Below are 16,401 nucleotides of genomic sequence, written 5' to 3'. Positions count from 1 at the left end.
TGCGCTGCAAAGGCTGCTTTTTCATTCACCAAATCGCTGTGGGAATCAGAGTCGCTGACGCGACGCAGACCCGAATGGTCTGCGAGGCATACCTAAAGGGACGGCAATGGGCTTGAGAATTGGAGTGGATATCGGCGGATCGTTTACGGACTTCGCCGTGCTGGACGACGAGACGCGCACCACGCGCACGCTGAAGGTGTTCTCGCGGCCGGATTCACCGGGCAGCGAAGTGATCGACGGCATGCAAGGCCTGAAAACACGCTTCGGAATCGATCCGCACGAAGTCGTGTACTTCACGCACGGCACAACGGTCGGCGTGAACTCGGTCGTGCAACGCAAGGGCTTGCGCCTCGCGCTGATCACGACGCGCCATTTCGAGGACGTGCTGGACATCGCGCGCCTGAAGATCCCCGACATGTACAACCTGATGTCGCGGCGCCCCGAACCGCTTATCACGCGCGATCGCGTGTTTGGCGTCGATGGCCGCATGCGCGCCGACGGCACCGAAGAAGCGCCGATCGACGAAGCGAGCGTGCTCGCCGCGCTCGAAGCGCTGCAGGCGGCGCAATGCGAAGGCGTCGTGATTTCGCTGCTGCATTCTTATCGCAATCCCGCGCACGAGCAGCAGGTCAAGGCGATCATCGAGAAAGCCGCGCCCGGGTTTTTCGTATCGTGTTCGCACGAAGTGTGGCCAATCATCCGCGAATACGAGCGCACGGTCACCGCGACGATCGGCGGCTACGTGCAGCCGCGCGTGTCGCAATACCTGACGCGCTTGCAGGCCGCACTGGCCGAAAGCGGCGTCGGCGCGGACCTGAAAGTGACGAAGTCGAATGGCGGCGTGATGAGCGCCGAGAACGGCAAGAGCAATTGCGTGCAGATGATCCTGTCGGGCACCGCCGCGGGCGTGATCGGCGCGTCGTATCTGGCCGGCATGTGCAGGATCAAGGACTGCATGAGCCTCGACATCGGCGGCACGACGGCGGACGTCGCACTGATCGTCGATGGCAAACCGCAGTACGCGACCGGCGAGTACATCGGCGACTTCCAGATTCATATCCCGTCGGTGTCGGTTTCGTCGATCGGCGATGGCGGCGGCTCGATCGCATGGGTCGACGATTTCGGCGTATTGAAGGTCGGTCCGGAAAGCGCCGGCTCGAACCCCGGTCCGGTCTGCTATGGCCGCGGCGGCACGCGCCCGACCATTACCGACGCGTTCGCGGTGATCGGCGTGCTGGGCCGTGCGTCGCTCGGCTATAACGCGGTGCAGGTCGACGTCGAAGCGAGCCGCCGCGCGATCGAACCGCTCGCGCAGCGGCTCGGCATCGACGTGCATCAAACGGCGGCCGCGATCATCGACGTCGCGGTGTCCGGCATGTACGGCGGCGTGAGCCGTATCGTGTCGCGCTTCGGCATCGATCCGCGCGCGTTCTCGCTGATGCCGTTCGGCGGCGCGGGCCCGATGCTCGGCGGTTTCCTTGCGCGCGCGCTGAACATGCGCCATCTGATCGTGCCGACCACGCCGGGCGTGCTGAGCGCGCTGGGCGGCCTGATCGCCGACACGAAGAACGACTTCGTGCGCACCACCTACTATCCGCTCGACGCCGCTTCGCTCGACAAACTCGCCGGCGACCTCGCGACGCTCGAAGCGCGGGCGCGCGAGTGGATCATCAACGAAACCGGCTCCGACGCAGGCGCGGAAATGCTCGTCTCGGCCGACATGCGCTACCGCGGCCAGTCGTTCGAAGTCGACACCCCGCTGGATCCGCAAGCCATTCGCAACGGCGACATGGCGACGATCGGCGCAGCGTTCCACCGCGAGCATCATCGGCTGTATGGCCACAGCGACGCGAGTTCGCCCGTACAGGTCGTGGCGCTGCGCCTCGTGATCAGCCTGCCGACACCGAAGCCCGAGATGCCGAAGATCGCGCTCGGCGAAGGCGCACCGCGCGTCGAGGCGCTGATCGACGTGTATCTGGACGGGGCCTGGCGCAAGGTGCCGCTGTACCACCGCTCGATGCTGCTCGCCGCACATCGCTTTCACGGCCCCGCGATCATTGCGCAGGACGACACGACGACCTGCGTGCTGCCGGGCTTCGAAGCCGTCGTCGACGAATACGGCAACCTGCTGCTGTCGGCCCAGTGAAGCGCGAGTGAAATCCGAAGGACTCAGACCATGACATTCAATCGATCCGTTCTACAGATCTTCGCCAATTACTGCGTCGCGGCTGCGGAAAGCATGGCCCACACGCTGATGCGCACCGCGCACTCGGCCTTCGTCAAGGAAACCGAAGATTTCTCCTGCACGATCATGACGCCCGCAGGGCTCACGTTCGCGTCGCCGAAAACGCTCGGCGCGACCTGGTACCCGGGCCTCGACTTCGGCTCGGTGATCGAGGCGATCGATCACTACGAGCCGGGCGACATCGGCATGACCAACGACGCGTACAGCGGTTACGTCGCCACGCACACCCCCGACGTGATGATGTGGAAGCCGGTGTTCTACAACGGCGAGATCGTCTGCTACGTCGGCGGGCACATCCACAACACCGACATGGGTGGCGCGGTGCCCGCGTCGCTGTCGCGCACGCTGACCGAGATCTATCAGGAGGGCATTCGCTGGGCGCCGACCAGGATCGTGCGCGCCGGCGTGCTCGACGAGACGCTGCTCGAGCACATGGCGATCAACGTACGCGCGGCCGAGCAGAATCGCGGCGACCTGAAGGCGCAAATCGCGATGCTGATGACCGGTGAGCGGCGTGTGCTGGAAATCATCGAGCGCTTCGGGATCGACGATTTCAAGGCCGGCATGCACGCGATGATCGACTACTCGGAAGAGCAGGCGCGGGCGATCGTCGCCGGCATGCCGGATGGCGAATACTTCTTCGCCGAGTACGCCGACGAGGATTCGGTCAACGGCAAGCCGCTGCGTGTCGCGCTGAATCTGAAAGTGCAAGGCGAATCGCTGGTGCTCGATTTCACCGGCAGCGACCCGCAGCTCAATTCGTCGCTGAACATGCCGACCGGTGGCAAGGAGCGGCACGTGCTCGCGCTCGTCGGGCTCAATTACGTGCTGTATTCGCTGCACCCGGATCTGCTGCTCAACGCGGGCATGCTGAAGGTCGCCCGCTGTGTGCTGCCGGAAGGCACGATCATGAACTGCCAGCCGCCCGCCGCGGTCGGCATGCGCAGTCTGACCTGCAAGGTCGCGCAGAACGTCACGTTCGGCGCGTTCTCGATGGTCTGTCCGGACCGGCTGCCCGCGTGCCCGGCCGGCGGCATGTCGATTCTGAACGTGCGCACCGTCGATAGCGACGGACGCACCGTGATCGCGGCAATCGGTCCGGTCGGCGGCGGCGCGGGCGGGATGATCAACGGCGATGGCTCGGATGCGTCAGGCGCCAACGTCGCGTTCCTGCGCAACACGCCGGTCGAGATCAACGAAGCCGAGGTGCCGATCCGCATTCTGAAGTACGGCATGGTGCCGGGCAGCGCGGGCGCGGGACGCTATCGCGGCGGACTCGGCACCGTGATGGAGTTCCGCGTGTTCTCGCCGGGCACGCTGGTGACGGCGCGCAATCGCGACCGCTCACGCTTCGCGTCGTGGGGCGTGCTCGGCGGCAAGGCGGGATCGACGTCGCGCTTCACGCGCAATCCGGGCACCGGGCACGAAGAGAATCTTGGCGTGACCGATCTGGTCGTGTGCGGCCCCGGCGACGTGATCCGCCTCGAAGGCTGCGGCGGCGGCGGTTATGGCAACCCGTACGAGCGCGATCCGCGGATGGTCGCGACCGACGTGACGCGCGGCTATCTGAGCGAAGCGGATGCGCTGGCGCTGTACGGCGTCGTACTGCGCGCGGGCGAAGTGGATACGCAAGCGACCGCCGCGCGGCGCACCGAACTCGAAGCTAACGCACCGCGCACGCCGGCCGCGCACTTCGACTACGGCGCGGCGCGCACCGCCTATGAAGCGCGCTGGACGCGCGAGCGCTACGCGGTGTTGACGGAAATTCTGGCCGGCGTGCCGGTCGTGTGGCGGCACTTCCTGAAGCACAAGATCTTCGACGCGTTCGATGCATGGGAAGCCGACGGCCGTCTCGAACCGGGCGGGCAGACGATCAGCGACATCTTCCGCGAGGTCGCGGCCAAATATCCGCAATTGCTCGAAGCGCAGCGAGCCGCATAGCGGCAAGCGCCGCGCCTCGCTGGCGGCGCCGCGTGCGGGGGATCAACACAAGCAGGCTGCCGTCTGCCGTGACCACGTCAATCAAGGTGATTCGATGCTGCAATCCGCCAATCCGTTCTTCGGCGCCGCGGCGAGCGCCGAAGCACCCGCCGTGCCGCTGCGTTCGCAGCCGCTGTCGCTCGATGGGCTCAGCAAGCGCTTCGGCGCAATCACGGCGCTGGTACAGCTGTCGCTCGACGTGCGCGCAGGCGAGCTCGTCGCGCAAAACGGGTAAGGGTGCGCGGTCGATCGCAGTCGAAAAAGCAAAGCAGAATTTGTTGGTTGGACTGCGAACAGGCACTCACTAGACTGCGACTCATCTTGTCATAACAAGCTGAGTCATGTCGAAAGCCGCAGGTAATCTTGTCCCCGTCACATCGGTGCCGCTCTACGCGCAGATCAAGGAAACCCTGCGCGCACGCATCCTCGATGGCACCTATGCGCCTCACAGCCAGATGCCCTCCGAGCACGAACTCTGCGCGATGTTCGGCGTGAGCCGAATAACCGTGCGCCAGGCGTTGGGCGACCTGCAGAAAGAGGGCCTGCTCTTCAGGTTGCATGGCAAAGGCACGTTCGTATCGAAGCCGAAAGCCTTTCAGAACATCAGCTCGTTGCAGGGTTTCGCCGAAGCCATGTCTTCGATGGGCTACGAAATCGTCAACCAGTTGCGCAGTTTCCGCACCGTCAGCGCGAATCGGCAAGTGGCCGACCGGCTTCGCATCGAAGAAGGCGCGCCCGTCATCGAAATTCATCGCGTGCGTCTGCTCAATCGCGAGCCGATCTCGCTCGAGCTGACTTGGCTTCCCGAAGCGCTCGGCCAACGGCTCGCCAATGCCGACCTCGTCACGCGCGACATCTTCCTGATTCTGGAAAACGACTGCGGCGTGCCGCTCGGCCACGCCGACATCGCGATCGACGCAATTCTCGCCGACGATGAGATGGTCGACGCGCTGCGGGTGGAAGAAGGCAGTCCGGCGTTATGCATCGACCGCCTGACGCACGACGCGAACGGTACGCCTATCGATTATGAACATCTGTACTTCCGCGGTGATGCGTTCCAGTACCGCTTCCGGATCGACCGTGAAAAGCAGGGCAATGGCGCAACAAGCCAGGCCACAAGGAAAGCATGATGAATACACACGTACTCGAATACGACATCGTCGTGGTTGGCGGCGGAACAGCGGGTCCGATGGCCGCCGTCAAGGCTAAGGAAAGCGACCCGCACCTCAAGGTGCTGCTGCTCGAAAAGGCCAACGTCAAACGCAGCGGCGCGATTTCCATGGGCATGGATGGACTGAACAACGCCGTCATCCCGGGCCACGCGACACCCGAGCAATACACGCGCGAAATCACGATCGCCAACGACGGCATCGTCGATCAGTCCGCCGTCTATGCGTATGCGAAGCACAGCTTCAAGACCATCGAAGAACTCGACCGCTGGGGCGTCAAGTTCGAAAAGGACGGCACGGGCGACTATGCCGTGAAGAAAGTGCATCACATGGGTTCATATGTATTGCCGATGCCCGAGGGCCACGACATCAAGAAAGTGCTGTACCGGCAGTTGAAACGTGCACGGATCGCGATCACCAATCGCATCGTTGCGACGCGTCTTCTCACCGACGCACAGGGCAACGTAAACGGCGTACTGGGCTTCGATTGCCGCACAGCCGACTTCTACGTGGTACGAGCCAAGGCCGTGATCCTGTCGTGTGGCGCAGCCGGAAGGCTCGGCTTGCCCGCATCCGGCTATCTGATGGGCACGTACGAGAATCCGACCAACGCGGGCGATGGCTACGCGATGGCCTATCACGCCGGGGCCGCGCTCGCGAACCTCGAATGCTTCCAGATCAATCCGCTGATCAAGGACTACAACGGCCCCGCATGCGCGTACGTGACCGGACCGCTCGGCGGCTTCACGGCGAACGGCAAGGGCGAACGCTTCATCGAATGCGATTACTGGAGCGGGCAGATGATGTGGGAGTTCTATCAGGAACTCCAGAGCGGTAATGGCCCGGTGTTTCTCAAGCTCGATCATCTCGCCGAGGAAACGATCCAGACCATCGAGCAGATCCTGCATACGAACGAGCGACCGAGCCGTGGGCGCTTTCATGCGGGACGCGGTACCGACTACCGGCAACAGATGATCGAGATGCATATCTCCGAGATCGGCTTTTGCAGCGGACACAGCGCTTCGGGCGTGTTCGTGAACGAGCGGGCGGAAACCACCGTGCGCGGGCTCTATGCCGCTGGCGATATGGCCGCCGTGCCCCATAACTACATGCTGGGGGCCTTCACGTACGGCTGGTTTGCCGGACAGAATGCGGCCGCGTATGTCGCGGGACGCGAGCATGCGCCGCTCGATCAGGAGCAGATCGACGCAGAGCGCGCGCGCGTCTACGCACCTCTTGATCGCGAACATGGCCTTGCGCCCGGACAGGTCGAATACAAGCTGCGCCGCATGGTCAACGATTATCTGCAGCCGCCCAAGGTGACACGCAAGATGGAAATCGGCCTGCAACGCTTCGACGAGATCGCCGAAGACATCGCAGCGATCAAGGCGTCGCATCCTCACGAACTGATGCGCGCCGCCGAAGTACGCGCGATCCGCGATTGCGCCGAGATGGCTGCACGTGCATCGCTGTTCCGTACGGAAAGCCGCTGGGGTCTGTATCACCATCGGGTCGACTATCCGCAGCGCAACGACACCGATTGGTTCTGCCATACCCATCTGCGCAAGGACGCAACGGGCCGCATGGTCAGCGAAAAGCGCGCCGTGGAGCCGTACATCGTGCCGCTCGACGACGAGGAACGCGGTTCCTACAGCAAGCTGCGCATTCACGACGCCAACGACATCACGCACGCGGCACCCCGGCCGCTCGCCGATGTCACCGCCTGACAGGAGCGCCCGCGATGTCTTATACCCCGCACGACATTCTTCATCGAAGCTCGGCCCCCGTCACGATCGACGAAAGCAGATGCATTGCCGACAAGGGCTGCACTGTCTGCGTCGACGTGTGCCCGCTCGATCTGCTCGCGATCGACATCAGTAAAGGCAAGGCCTACATGCAGTTCGACGAATGCTGGTACTGCATGCCGTGTGAGCAGGACTGCCCCACCGGCGCTGTAAAAGTCGATATTCCGTATCTGCTGCGCTAGCGCGCCGCCGCGAGCATCCAGCCTGTTCCTTCCGAGACCAACGAAGAGCCGCCTCATGACCATCCGCCATGCCCTGCCCCGCTTCCTTGCCGCTGCCATGCTCGCCCTTGCCGCGGGCACCGTCGAGGCCGAAACGATCCGCGTCGCCATCGGCACGCAGGACACGACCATCAACTGCGCGACTGGCGGCCTATTGATTCGCGAACTCCATCTGCTCGACAAGTATCTTCCGCACGCGGGCAAGTACAAGGGCGTGACATACGACGTGCAATGGAAAGACTTCACATCCGGCGCACCCATGACGAACGAAATGGTCGCCGGCAAGCTGGATTTCGGCGCGATGGCCGACTTCCCCGGCGCGCTCAATGGCGCGGCGTTCCAGAAGGCTGGCCGCAAGAGCATCTTCGTCGCCGTGCTGTCGGGCAGCGTCGACGGAAGCGGCAACGGCATCGTCGTGCCCGAAGGCTCGCCGTTGCATTCCATCGCCGACCTGAAGGGCAAAACGATTTCCGTGCCGTTCGCCTCGACATCGCATGGCATGCTATTGCGCGCGATCAAGGCGCAAGGCTGGAACCCGGACACGGACGTGAACATCATCACGCAGGCGCCCGAGGTTGCGGGCAGCGCGCTGAAGGCGAAAAAGATCGACGCGCACGCCGACTTCGTGCCGTTCGCGGATCTGTTCCCCTATCGGGGCTTCGCGCGCAAGATCTACGACGGCGCGCAAAGCCACGCACCGACCTATCACGGCGCACTGGTCGATGCGGCCTATGCGCAGAAGTACCCCGAAGTGGTCGTCGCGTATCTGCGCGCCGCCATCGATGCCAACCGGCTCATCGCGCAGGACCCGGAGAAGTACAGCCTGCTGATCCAGAAGACGACGGGTATCGAAGCGCCCGTCGACTATCTCTATCATGGTCCGCTCGGTATCCAGACACGCGACCTCACATGGAAGCCCGAATATCGCCAGGCGACGGCAACCGCAATAGAAACGCTCAAGCTTTTAAAGAAAACGGATGTCGATCTGAACGCGAACACGTTCATCGATGACCGCTACATTCGCGAAGCGTTCAAGGAATCCGGCCTCGACTACGACGCTGCGCTGAAGAACTATGCGAGGCAGCCGCTCATCGCCAACGACGCCGTCACAGGAAAACCGATCCGCGATTTCAACGACGTGGCCCAGGTGTGGCTGGACAACGAAGAGAAGGTCCGCAATTACGCGTCGCCGGAAGAAGCATTCGCGGCGCTCGGCAAGATCGCACAGTCGGGCGCAAAGCCACGCGCCGTGTTCGTTCATGACCACGCAAGCGGCCTGAAGCTGTTTGCAAACCAGGCGTGGTACGTGATGGATTCGCACGGCGCGATCACCGCATTCCTGCTAAGAGCGGGCGCCGACCGTTACGCGCAACAGGTGTCGGGATCGGTGGTCGATTACGCCGCGGCGCAATCGGGCGCTGCACAAGCCCTCGCGTCGCGCTAGGCGCATTCCATCGTCGCGCAGCATCGGGACAAACTATGGCCGCCACCTTCGAACTTCAGGGCAACCGCACATCGACGCGCCGGCGCCCTCCTTTCCTCGCGCTTACGACCCTGCGCCGCACGCGGCGCGTGACATCGCTGGCGGTATGCGTCGCGCTCTGGCAGCTTGCCGTGCACTTCCGGCTATCGACGGGCTTCATCACGTTTGCCAACGTGCCCGCGCCGACCGATGCGCTGCCCGCGCTGTGGTCGCTGCTGCATTCGCCGAAGCTGCCGATGCATCTGGCCGCGAGCATCTGGCGCGTGCTCGCGGGTTTTTGCGCGGCGGCGGTCGTGGGTGTCGGTTTGGGCCTCGCGATTGGCCGTTATCGCGCGGTCGAAGATACGGCGCTGCCTGCGCTCGAAATGCTGCGCCCGATCCCAGCCGTCGCGTGGATACCGCTTGCGATCCTGATGTTTCCGTCGTCGGAACTCAGCATGATGTTCATCACGTTCATCGGTGCGTTGTTTCCGATTCTGCTCAACACGGTGCATGGCGTGGAAGCCGTCGATCCGAGGCTCGTCGCGACTGCCCGCAGTCTCGGCACAAAATCGCTCGCGCTTTATAAGGAAGTGGTGCTGCCAGGCGCTGCGCCGGCTATATTCACGGGCCTTGCGATCGGCATGGGCACCGCGTGGTTCTGTCTGGTGACGGCGGAGATGATCGCGGGCCAGTATGGCATCGGATATTTCACGTGGGAGTCGTACACGTTGCAGAACTACCCCGACATCGTCGTCGGGATGGCGTTGATCGGAGCGCTCGGCATGGGCAGTAGCGCGCTCGTCAAGCGTCTGGGCTTTGCGCTCACCCCGTGGTACCGATTGCAGGAGAAGCAACGATGAGCAGCGTTGCTATCGAAATCGCGAACGCGCCCGCCCGCGTCAACGTGCGCGCGCTTTCTGTCGAAGTAGGACCGCCGCAAGCGCGCATCGCGACACTCGACGGACTCGACGTCGACATCGCGCCCGGCCAGTTCGTCTGCGTGCTCGGTCCTTCCGGTTGCGGCAAGTCGACCTTGCTCGCCGCGATCGCGGGGCATATCGCAGCGACACAAGGCACGATCGCCGTCGATGACGAAACGGTCGAACGCCCGCATCCCGAGCGCGGTCTCGTCTTTCAGCAACACACGCTGTTTCCATGGAAGCGCGTGATCGACAACGTCGCGTTCGGCCTCAAGATGAAGGGCGTCGGCGCGAACGAGCGGCGCAGGCAAGCCGCAGAACTGCTCGAACTCGTTGGACTTGGCGGGTTCGACTCGCACTACCCCGCGCAACTGTCCGGCGGCATGCAGCAGCGCGTCGAAATCGCGCGCGTGCTGATCAACCGGCCACGCGTGCTGCTGATGGACGAGCCGTTCGGCGCGCTCGACGCGCAAACGCGCCGCATGATGCAGACGCTGCTGCTCGATATCTGGACAAAGGTACGCACGACGGTTGTCTTCGTCACGCACGATATCGAAGAAGCGCTGTTTCTCGCGGATCGCATCCTGATGCTATCGAAGCGGCCCGCCCGCGTGGTCGCGGATATTCCGGTGCCGCTTGCTCGACCCCGGTCGGACGATACGACACTCGACCCAGTGTTCGTCGACATCAAGCGCCAATGCCTTTCACTGTTGCGCGACGCCAAGTGACGCCGCGCGATTCCATTATTCGACCGTTCATGTCCGCCCCGAACTTGTTGACCTACGATCCCGAAACGCTTGCACCGGAAGCCGTTGCATTCTTGCCGCGCCTGTCGGATGCCGATGCGGCGGTCCGGCGCATTGCACTGATCGAACTTGCCGACCTGGAAGACCCCGACGCGCTGCAGCCCATTGTCGCGGCGCTGAAACACGACGATTCTGCCACGGTGCGCAGTGAAGCCGCACGCGTGCTCGGCGCGTGGGAAGACCCGCAAATCGTGGAAGCGCTTTGTCATGCGCTGACCGACGTCGATGGGGAGGTGCGCCAGGCCGCAGCATTAAGTCTGTCGGAGCTAAAGGATGCCTCATCGGGCGCGGTGCTCTGCGGATGGCTCGATCGACCCGAACCGTTCGTGAAGGCCGCGGTACTGCGCGCGTTGCGCGAGCTCCGTGTCGCCAATGCGTTCGCACCTGCGTTGCAAGCCCTTGCTGACGACGATCCCAGTGTGCGCATCGAAGCCGTCGGCGTGCTCGGATGGCTGAAGGATGCGCGCGCGCTCGCGCCGCTTGGCCGTATCGCCGCATCCGACAGCAGCGCCGACATTCGCCGCGCGGCGATCGGTGCGCTGGGTTTTGCACAGGGAGACGATTGCGCCACCCCGCTTGCGTTGCTGCAAGCGCTGCGTGATCCCGTGTGGCAAGTCCGTGAGGAGGCTGCGACAACACTCGGCAAGCTGCGCGTCGCATCGGCGCGCGACGCGTTGATCGTCGCGCTCGACGACGACTACTGGCAGGTGCGCCTGCGTGCCGCGCGCGCGTTGGGACAGTTGGGCGACCGTGCCGCGGCACCGCCGCTCGTAGCACTGCTGGCGCACGCGATCAGCAATCTGCGCAAGGAAGCGGCGCTCGCGCTCGGGGAACTGCGCGACCCATCGACAGCGGCGGCACTGCGCGAAGCGTCGGGCGACAGCGATCCCGAAGTGCGCAAGGCGGCCAGAATTGCGCTGCAACAGCTCGAGCCAGTGACACCATGAAGAGTCCGCGGCAGATCGAATTCGACGCTGAGACGCTAACCCTGCATTGGGATGAGGGACCGGCACAACGGCTTACGTCCCGCGCGCTGCGCATGGGGTGCCCCTGCGCCGAATGCCGGCGGCGACGGCTCGATGGAACGGCGCTCGACGTGTCGCCCGATATCGTCATTCTGGAGATTCGCCCGGCCGCTTACGGCATGCAACTGGTGTTCAGCGACAAACATGAGCGTGGCATCTTTCCGTGGGTCTATGTGGCCGGGCTGCCCGAACCGGCAGCGCAATTGCAAGCAGCCTTCCCCATATCCTAGTAACGCTCACGGCGAGCTTAACCTTGCAGTAATGTCCGGTCCGGGCGGACGACAGCTTTGTCGGTCGTCGAACGGCAGCGCACGGCCAGAAAGGTGCCGCTCCCGATCTGCTGTTGAATCTGCTCAGACAGATTGCACTTAGCCCGGATGCCGTGGCTCATTGAAAAGGAATTTGTGTCCGTTCGGACATTCGCTGCCCAGCAATTAGGTGTGCGGAGGTGGGCGCCGGGCGAACGGCGAACGCATCACATCGGGCCGAGAGCAGCCCGACGCGTCAGAATATAGCAACACCGCGAGCCTGACGGCGAATTTCTCCGACATGCTGGCAAGCGTCGGATAGTCCGACTCGTTGAACAGCCCTGTGATCAAGCATTTCGATGTCACTCGGCGCATACCGCGTATCTTATGTCGCATACCGTGTAATTGAAAGCGGAGCGCGGGAGGTATCATTTTGCCAATTCCGAACAGACCCAAAGGGCGCCCAAAGCATTCACGTCGCAGAGAGTAACCCCGCGTCAAATTGCCCCGGTGCGGGACATGGTTGCCACTATGACCCGCCATCTCGTCCACGTGCAGCTTCGTCAAGGATCGGAGAAAGTGATCGATGAGGTTATATCCGCTCGCGCCCGCCTACGATGCCGGCGGCATTTTCGAACTCGCCGTCGAGCCAGGGCGCCGCTTTTCTGTTGCAATCTACCGGCAAGGCATCGGAGAAGCGCTCGAGTTCCACTGCGGCATCCTTGTAGAGGACCGCGGCGCGATGGATTGCGACAGCGTGAGTGGCCAATGGGTGCTGACTTCGCCGCGCGGACGAACCGCAACGCGTTGCGACGCTGCGTGGCGGTGGCCGAGCTTCCGGTTTCGCTTCGGTCGAGCCGATGCGACGTCGGGGGTGTATGTCGCGGTGGCTTACGAGGTGCGCGCCAACGGCGAGCCCGTGCGCCCGCTGGGGCGCAACTGCGCCGCGCATGAGCCTCTATACGGGCTGCCGCCGGACAGCAGAAGTATGGCAATGTTGGTCGCGCGCCCTCCGCGACCATCGGCGTCGGTCGCTTACATCGTGCCTGTCGCGACGTATCAAGCGTACAACTCGATCGGCGGCGGCGGTTTTTATCACGATCCCGTTCGACGTAAGAAACCTGTCACGACCGTGACCCTGCTAAGACCAGGTGGCGGCTTCGGGGCGCAGTTCGGCGAGCCTGCCGACCCCTATGAACCTCGGTCCCCGCGCCAACAGTTCCCACACTGGGACGCGAAGTTCGTGCGCTGGCTGCAGGCGAAGAACATTGCTTGCGACTTCTACTCCGACCTGGACCTCGATGATGGTGACCGGCTTGATCTAACCCAGTATCGCTGCGTGCTTAGCGTGGGTCATCATGAATACTGGAGCAGGCGCATGCGTGACAGGATGGCCAGCTTCATTGCAAACGGCGGACACTACGCGATCTTTAGTGGAAACACCTGCTATCGGCCAATCGAATTTTCGCGCGGCAGCCCTGATGCTCCCGATCTGCGCGTGACTCGCCTCGCGGAAAATTGGCCCGGTCACGACGAAAGCGACCTGATCGGGCTCAGTTATGGTTATGGCGGCGGCTGGTGGGGAGAATGGCGTCTACTGCGTGGTGGCTGGATCCGGCGCGAGCGCCCAGCAACCGGATTCCGGGTCGAGGACGCGAGCCACTGGGCGCTCGCCGGTACGGAGTTGAACAACGGAGACATTTTTGGTGCCGAAGATCGTCTGGTGGGCTACGAAGTAGACGGCTTGCCGCCGGACCCCAATGGTTTCCACGTGCTTGGCATGACAAGCGCGCTGAATGGATGGGACGTCGGCGGACGCGGCGTATTTGGCGTACTGCAGCGGGCGGCTGGAAGAGGAGTTCAGCCGGGCATCGTCTTCAACGCAGGCACGACAGATTGGGCTCGCGTCCTCATGGATCCGCAGGCCGAAAGTCATGCTGTCGTCGACCGTATCACCAGCAACGTATTCGAACGCTTGCTGGCCAATCCGAGTAATCGCGACAGACAGTCCGTTACAGCAGGCTTAATGACGATTCTGCCGCGCACCTAAAGTCGCGCGGGGATATCGGGTGCTGGCCTGAAGAAGCCACGTAGCGTCAGTTGGTTTGACATGAGAGCCGACCATGCTTAATCCGACAGATAGAAGAGGAGTGTACGGATTCCTGGGTAAAGCCATAAAGTGGCCTGTTAAAAGGTTTGTCCCCCCAGCGATCAGGGCCAGGATACTGCCGGCTCACAGCGTCTCAATCTCGGATGCGACGTGGAATCAGGCGTACGGCTCGGGCACCTGGGATTATCTGGGGACGACGCCGGAGATTGCCCGCTATAGCGTGATCGCCGGGTATTGCAAGCACCTGAAACCCGCCGCGCGAGTGCTCGACGTTGGATGCGGCGCTGGCGTTCTTGCAAGTTGGCTTTCGGGCGCCTCGATTTCTAGCTATTTCGGCATCGATCTTTCCGAAGTCGCCATTGAGCAGGCCCGCCAGGCGAATATCGATGGAGCGGAATTCGCCGTCGCCGATGCCGCTACCTTTGAGCCTTCGCAGATATTCGACGTTATCGTCTTCAACGAGATGCTTTATTACCTGGAAGAACCGGAGGAACAGATTCGTCGACTCGCGCGCTGTCTCGCGCCCGGTGGGCTATTGATCGTCAGTATCTGGTATCACGACGACGGAATACGGACGTGGAACAGGTTGAAGGCGGCCTTCGACGAACTCGATCGTGTCCGTATCACACACGCGTCGACGCGATTCAAATGGGACGTGGCCGTGCTGAAGTTGCGGTAAATTTTGCACGCGTGCATCTGATCAAATGCCGCCCCTGAGCGGCCGCCTCGAGCCACGCTGTTCTGGAAAATCGCAGGCATCGCCCGCGCCCCAAAGGGCGCCCGCACCATCCGTTGCGGACGTGCCGGCATCCGTCGCGTCTCAGCTCAAAGTCCCAAAGTCACGGCGCGGCGTTTGTTTCTGAGTACGAGAAAGTGAAAATGCTTCGCAAGGAATCGCGCGGCGCAACTGAGGACCCAAGGGTGATGCATTGTGTGCCGAAAGGCTTGTGCGAAACGCCTTTCACGAACTGCCTCGGTGACATCGACCCAGCGAAGCTGGGTTTCGAGGGTTCGCTGTCGATGCGCACACGCGTGGGCTAACCTTCCTGACAGCGCGTGCGATGCGCGGAAACGCGCGTTTGCTTCGAGCATGCCTCGAAGCGCCCGTCGATCCGCTGACTTGTCCGTGGAAAGCGAATCATCACGTCTGCGATAGTGGTAACCCATAGCCGGATAGACGACCATTTCCGCTTCGTGCCTGACCAACACGCGCAACAAAAGATCGAAGTCTTCGGCCGAGCGGACCCGCTCGTCATACCGAAGCTCTGACAGCATTTCGGTTCTGATCATGGGCTGCAGATAGCCGAGTTGCGGCGCTTTGACAAGCGCAACGGCATCGACGGTCCTCGCGGTCCGCAGGCCAAGCAGCGAATACCCGGTCAGCGAGCCGCTTTCGCTCATGATGAGCAAGTCGTCCGCTACAATGCCCGCGCCGTCCGATTCGGCCCTTGCGAGCATCGACTGAAGGCGTCCGTCCGCAAACACATCATCACTGTCCAGGATCGTGATCCAGCGTCCTCGCGCACATGCCAGCGCACGGTTGCGCGCGACCGAGGGTCCCGCGTTGGAAGAAGATGTGAGGAGAACGATACGTGGGTCATTAGCAGCAGCGGCGCGGACAATCTCAGTGCTGGCGTCGGTTGACGCATCATCAACAACGATCAGTTCCCAATCCGCGAGGCTTTGTCTCTGGACCGACCTGATCGCCTCTCCGATCCAGTTCTCTCCATTGAAGTTGGCCATCACGACAGTGACAGAAGGTGCCAACGCGGAAATGCTCGTACGATTCGCGGTGGCTGGCTCCTTGTCGTCGAAACCGCTTTGAAGTGCCGCCGATGCGAGATTTTTGACCCTTAAGCTCATAGTCATAGTTCTGACGCAAGTTTGCAAAGATTGTCGGACAGCGTTCTGCTGAAGTCGGGATAGGCGGAAATAGCGCGGGCGATGCCGTATCGCACCCCAAAGCGAGGGTGGAGATTTTCCAGATCGACGGGTTGCCTGCGACGATGCCCTCGCAGTCGGACTACCCAAGTAATAGAGGCAAAGCCCCGCTGAGTCGACAGATATTTGGTGGTCTCGGTGCGCGCCCCCACATATAACGATCGAATGGTGCGGGTTTGTCCTGGATAGGCGTGCGACGTATGCAGCACTGCCGATGGCAAAACAGGCCGAGGAATCCTGTGAGATCCTGCCAACACCACGGCGGTTTTACACGCAGGTCAGATGAAATCTGACCGTCCTGGCGCGGCCCGAACATATGCAAAACAGGTCGAAGCCAATTTAAGGCATTGCTGATCAAGTCCACCGCATAGCTACTCGGAGCGTTATAGAGCGGAGTGGATAAGGAAGGCAGAACAGGATGAAGCAGCAGACGCTGGCGATGGAAGCTGACGAAGGTGCGGGTTTC

The 16,401-nt window shown here is 62.5% G+C and carries 15 protein-coding genes; 13 read left to right on the top strand and 2 right to left on the bottom strand.

Features of this window, described 5'->3' with window-relative positions:
* Positions 1-106: 106 nt before the first annotated feature.
* The 13 genes from ACLFKU_RS32150 (at position 107) to ACLFKU_RS32090 (ending at position 14,673) form a co-directional block, all read left to right on the top strand.
* Positions 107-2,146, top strand: coding sequence for a hydantoinase/oxoprolinase family protein (locus tag ACLFKU_RS32150; RefSeq protein WP_410851801.1), 2,040 nt, complete (start codon positions 107-109; stop codon positions 2,144-2,146).
* Between the two features lie 30 nt (positions 2,147-2,176).
* The gene (locus ACLFKU_RS32145) at positions 2,177-4,186 is read left to right on the top strand and encodes a hydantoinase B/oxoprolinase family protein (RefSeq protein WP_410851800.1); all 2,010 of its coding nucleotides are present in this window, start codon (positions 2,177-2,179) and stop codon (positions 4,184-4,186) included.
* Between the two features lie 94 nt (positions 4,187-4,280).
* Complete coding sequence (locus ACLFKU_RS32140) at positions 4,281-4,460, top strand: hypothetical protein (RefSeq protein ID WP_410851799.1); 180 nt, start codon at positions 4,281-4,283, stop codon at positions 4,458-4,460.
* Positions 4,461-4,566: 106 nt separating this feature from the next.
* Positions 4,567-5,355 carry a GntR family transcriptional regulator gene (locus tag ACLFKU_RS32135; RefSeq protein WP_410851798.1) on the top strand — a complete coding sequence of 263 codons (789 nt, stop codon included), beginning with the start codon at positions 4,567-4,569 and terminating at the stop codon, positions 5,353-5,355.
* Positions 5,355-7,121, top strand: coding sequence for a fumarate reductase/succinate dehydrogenase flavoprotein subunit (locus tag ACLFKU_RS32130; RefSeq protein WP_410851797.1), 1,767 nt, complete (start codon positions 5,355-5,357; stop codon positions 7,119-7,121). Before ACLFKU_RS32135 ends, ACLFKU_RS32130 begins: the two co-directional genes overlap by 1 nt.
* 14 nt (positions 7,122-7,135) lie before the next feature.
* A complete protein-coding gene (locus ACLFKU_RS32125; protein WP_018433236.1) occupies positions 7,136-7,381 on the top strand; it encodes a ferredoxin family protein in 246 nt (81 codons plus the stop codon).
* A gap of 55 nt (positions 7,382-7,436) precedes the next feature.
* A complete protein-coding gene (locus ACLFKU_RS32120; protein WP_410851796.1) occupies positions 7,437-8,864 on the top strand; it encodes an ABC transporter substrate-binding protein in 1,428 nt (475 codons plus the stop codon).
* A gap of 35 nt (positions 8,865-8,899) precedes the next feature.
* Positions 8,900-9,745, top strand: a complete 846-nt coding sequence (locus ACLFKU_RS32115; RefSeq protein ID WP_410851795.1) for an ABC transporter permease — start codon at positions 8,900-8,902, stop codon at positions 9,743-9,745.
* The gene (locus ACLFKU_RS32110) at positions 9,742-10,533 is read left to right on the top strand and encodes an ABC transporter ATP-binding protein (RefSeq protein ID WP_410851794.1); all 792 of its coding nucleotides are present in this window, start codon (positions 9,742-9,744) and stop codon (positions 10,531-10,533) included. Before ACLFKU_RS32115 ends, ACLFKU_RS32110 begins: the two co-directional genes overlap by 4 nt.
* 29 nt (positions 10,534-10,562) lie before the next feature.
* The gene (locus ACLFKU_RS32105) at positions 10,563-11,558 is read left to right on the top strand and encodes a HEAT repeat domain-containing protein (RefSeq protein WP_368585166.1); all 996 of its coding nucleotides are present in this window, start codon (positions 10,563-10,565) and stop codon (positions 11,556-11,558) included.
* Entirely contained in the window at positions 11,555-11,866 is a 312-nt protein-coding gene (locus tag ACLFKU_RS32100) for a DUF971 domain-containing protein (RefSeq protein ID WP_410851793.1), read from the top strand. The genes ACLFKU_RS32105 and ACLFKU_RS32100 overlap by 4 nt, the downstream gene beginning before the upstream one ends.
* 760 nt (positions 11,867-12,626) lie before the next feature.
* Positions 12,627-13,934: a N,N-dimethylformamidase beta subunit family domain-containing protein gene (locus tag ACLFKU_RS32095; protein ID WP_410851792.1), complete on the top strand. Its 1,308-nt coding sequence runs from the start codon at positions 12,627-12,629 to the stop codon at positions 13,932-13,934.
* Positions 13,935-14,007: 73 nt separating this feature from the next.
* Entirely contained in the window at positions 14,008-14,673 is a 666-nt protein-coding gene (locus ACLFKU_RS32090; RefSeq protein WP_410851791.1) for a class I SAM-dependent methyltransferase, read from the top strand.
* A 146-nt stretch (positions 14,674-14,819) separates the two neighbouring features.
* On the opposite strand, the gene ACLFKU_RS32085 is transcribed toward ACLFKU_RS32090, so the two are convergent.
* Together ACLFKU_RS32085 and ACLFKU_RS32080 are read right to left on the bottom strand one after the other, a co-directional pair.
* The gene (locus ACLFKU_RS32085; protein ID WP_410851790.1) at positions 14,820-15,857 is read right to left on the bottom strand and encodes a glycosyltransferase family 2 protein; all 1,038 of its coding nucleotides are present in this window, start codon (positions 15,855-15,857) and stop codon (positions 14,820-14,822) included.
* A gap of 160 nt (positions 15,858-16,017) precedes the next feature.
* On the bottom strand, positions 16,018-16,401 hold a 384-nt coding region (locus ACLFKU_RS32080; RefSeq protein WP_410851789.1), incomplete at its 5' end, for a hypothetical protein.

Source organism: Paraburkholderia sp. EG304 (assembly GCF_046543485.1).
Taxonomy (GTDB): Bacteria; Pseudomonadota; Gammaproteobacteria; order Burkholderiales; family Burkholderiaceae; genus Paraburkholderia; species Paraburkholderia youngii.
This window is presented reverse-complemented; position numbering and strand designations above follow the sequence as displayed.

Bases quoted from the DNA above. Each gene is read 5' to 3' on its own strand.
- ACLFKU_RS32150 (WP_410851801.1), top strand. From the start codon at position 107: ATGGGCTTGAGAATTGGAGTGGATATCGGCGGATCGTTTACGGACTTC.
- ACLFKU_RS32145 (WP_410851800.1), top strand. From the start codon at position 2,177: ATGACATTCAATCGATCCGTTCTACAGATCTTCGCCAATTACTGCGTC.
- ACLFKU_RS32140 (WP_410851799.1), top strand. From the start codon at position 4,281: ATGCTGCAATCCGCCAATCCGTTCTTCGGCGCCGCGGCGAGCGCCGAA.
- ACLFKU_RS32135 (WP_410851798.1), top strand. From the start codon at position 4,567: ATGTCGAAAGCCGCAGGTAATCTTGTCCCCGTCACATCGGTGCCGCTC.
- ACLFKU_RS32130 (WP_410851797.1), top strand. From the start codon at position 5,355: ATGAATACACACGTACTCGAATACGACATCGTCGTGGTTGGCGGCGGA.
- ACLFKU_RS32125 (WP_018433236.1), top strand. From the start codon at position 7,136: ATGTCTTATACCCCGCACGACATTCTTCATCGAAGCTCGGCCCCCGTC.
- ACLFKU_RS32120 (WP_410851796.1), top strand. From the start codon at position 7,437: ATGACCATCCGCCATGCCCTGCCCCGCTTCCTTGCCGCTGCCATGCTC.
- ACLFKU_RS32115 (WP_410851795.1), top strand. From the start codon at position 8,900: ATGGCCGCCACCTTCGAACTTCAGGGCAACCGCACATCGACGCGCCGG.
- ACLFKU_RS32110 (WP_410851794.1), top strand. From the start codon at position 9,742: ATGAGCAGCGTTGCTATCGAAATCGCGAACGCGCCCGCCCGCGTCAAC.
- ACLFKU_RS32105 (WP_368585166.1), top strand. From the start codon at position 10,563: ATGTCCGCCCCGAACTTGTTGACCTACGATCCCGAAACGCTTGCACCG.
- ACLFKU_RS32100 (WP_410851793.1), top strand. From the start codon at position 11,555: ATGAAGAGTCCGCGGCAGATCGAATTCGACGCTGAGACGCTAACCCTG.
- ACLFKU_RS32095 (WP_410851792.1), top strand. From the start codon at position 12,627: ATGGATTGCGACAGCGTGAGTGGCCAATGGGTGCTGACTTCGCCGCGC.
- ACLFKU_RS32090 (WP_410851791.1), top strand. From the start codon at position 14,008: ATGCTTAATCCGACAGATAGAAGAGGAGTGTACGGATTCCTGGGTAAA.
- ACLFKU_RS32085 (WP_410851790.1), bottom strand. From the start codon at position 15,857: ATGAGCTTAAGGGTCAAAAATCTCGCATCGGCGGCACTTCAAAGCGGT.